This is a genomic window from Prauserella shujinwangii (assembly GCF_003001955.1).
GTDB classification, from domain to species: Bacteria; Actinomycetota; Actinomycetes; order Mycobacteriales; family Pseudonocardiaceae; genus Qaidamihabitans; species Qaidamihabitans shujinwangii.
Genome location: NZ_PVNH01000019.1, coordinates 1 through 1,915, shown reverse-complemented (window position 1 = coordinate 1,915; position 1,915 = coordinate 1). Strand labels below are relative to the sequence as shown.

Below are 1,915 nucleotides of genomic sequence, written 5' to 3'. Positions count from 1 at the left end.
GTCGTGGTCAAGGCTCAGGTGAAGACGGGTGGCCGGGGTAAGGCCGGTGGGGTGAAGCTGGCGCAGGATCCGGTTGAGGCTCGGGAGCGGGCTGAGGCGATTTTGGGTCTGGATATCAAGGGGCATGTGACGCGGCGGGTGTTGGTGACCGAGGCGTCGGACATTGCGGAGGAGTATTACTTCTCGTTTTTGCTGGATCGGGCGAATCGCACGTTTTTGGCGATGGCGTCGGCCGAGGGGGGCGTGGAGATCGAGCAGTTGGCGCTGGAGCGTCCGGAGGCGTTGGCGCGGGTGCCGGTGGATCCGTTGGTCGGGGTGGATCAGGCCGCGGCGTTGGAGATGGTGACCCGGGCGGGGTTTCCGGAGGTGGTGCGGGAGCGGGCCGCTGAGGTGGTGGTGCGGCTGTGGGAGACCTTTGTGGCCGAGGATGCCACGTTGGTGGAGGTCAATCCGCTGGTGCGGGATCCGCAGGACCGGATCGTGGCGTTGGATGGCAAGGTCACGCTGGATGACAATGCGGGGTTCCGGCATCCGGAGCATGCGCGGCTGGTGGACACCCAGGCGGAGGATCCGCTGGAGGCCAAGGCCAAGGCCAGGGATCTGAACTATGTCAAGCTGGACGGGCAGGTCGGCATCATCGGTAATGGTGCCGGTTTGGTGATGTCCACGCTGGATGTGGTGGCCTATGCCGGGCAGCGGCATGGTGGGGTCAGGCCGGCGAACTTCCTCGACATCGGTGGGGGTGCCTCGGCGGAGGTGATGGCCGCGGGGCTGGATGTGATCCTGGGGGATCCGGATGTGCGCAGCGTGTTCGTCAACGTTTTCGGGGGGATCACCGCGTGTGACGCGGTGGCCACCGGGATCGTGGAGGCGTTGAAGATCCTCGGTGAGGAGGCGTCCAAGCCGCTGGTGGTGCGGTTGGACGGCAACAACGTCGAGCAGGGCCGGGCCATTCTGGCCGAGGCCGGCCACCCGCTGGTCACGCTGGTGGACACCATGGACAACGCGGCCGACAAGGCCGCCGAGCTCGCCGCGGCAGGTGCGTGACGATGGCTATCTTCCTCAACGAACACTCCAAGATCATCGTGCAGGGGCTGACCGGGTCGGAAGGCACCAAGCACGCCACCAAGATGCTGGCCGCCGGCGCGAACATCGTGGGCGGGGTCAACGCCCGCAAGGCCGGGCAGAGCGTGCGCATCGGCGAGCGGGAGCTGACCGTGTACGGCACGGTGGCCGAGGCCATGGCCGCCACCGGCGCCGACGTCAGCGTGCTGTTCGTGCCGCCCCGGTTCGCCAAGGACGCCGTGATCGAGGCCATCGACGCCGAGATCGGCCTGGCCGTGGTGATCACCGAGGGCATCCCCGTGCACGACTCGGCCACCTTCTGGGCCCACAACGTCGCCCAGGGCCAGAAAACCCGGATCGTGGGCCCGAACTGCCCCGGCGTGATCTCCCCGGGCCAGTCCAACGCCGGCATCATCCCCGCCGACATCACCGGCGCCGGCCCCATCGGGCTGGTGTCCAAATCCGGCACCCTGACCTACCAGATGATGTACGAGCTGCGCGACATCGGCTTCACCACCTGCGTGGGCATCGGCGGCGACCCCGTCATCGGCACCACCCACATCGACGCCCTGCAAGCCTTCGAAGCCGACCCCGACACCCGGGTCATCGTCATGATCGGCGAGATCGGCGGCGACGCCGAAGAACGCGCCGCCGACTACATCAAATCCCACGTCACCAAACCCGTCGTCGGCTACGTCGCCGGCTTCACCGCCCCCGAAGGCAAAACCATGGGCCACGCCGGCGCCATCGTCTCCGGCTCCAGCGGCACCGCCGAAGCCAAAAAACAAGCCCTCGAAACCGCCGGCGTCAAAGTCGGCAAAACCCCCAGCGAAACCGCCGAACTCGCCAG

The 1,915-nt window shown here is 67.4% G+C and carries 2 protein-coding genes; both read left to right on the top strand.

The genetic code is table 11. The features are described from left to right. On the top strand, positions 1 to 1,047 hold a 1,047-nt coding region (gene sucC / locus B0I33_RS29565; protein ID WP_106182629.1), incomplete at its 5' end, for an ADP-forming succinate--CoA ligase subunit beta. Between the two features lie 2 nt (positions 1,048 to 1,049). Next, on the top strand, positions 1,050 to 1,915 hold an 866-nt coding region (gene sucD, locus B0I33_RS29560; protein WP_106182628.1), incomplete at its 3' end, for a succinate--CoA ligase subunit alpha.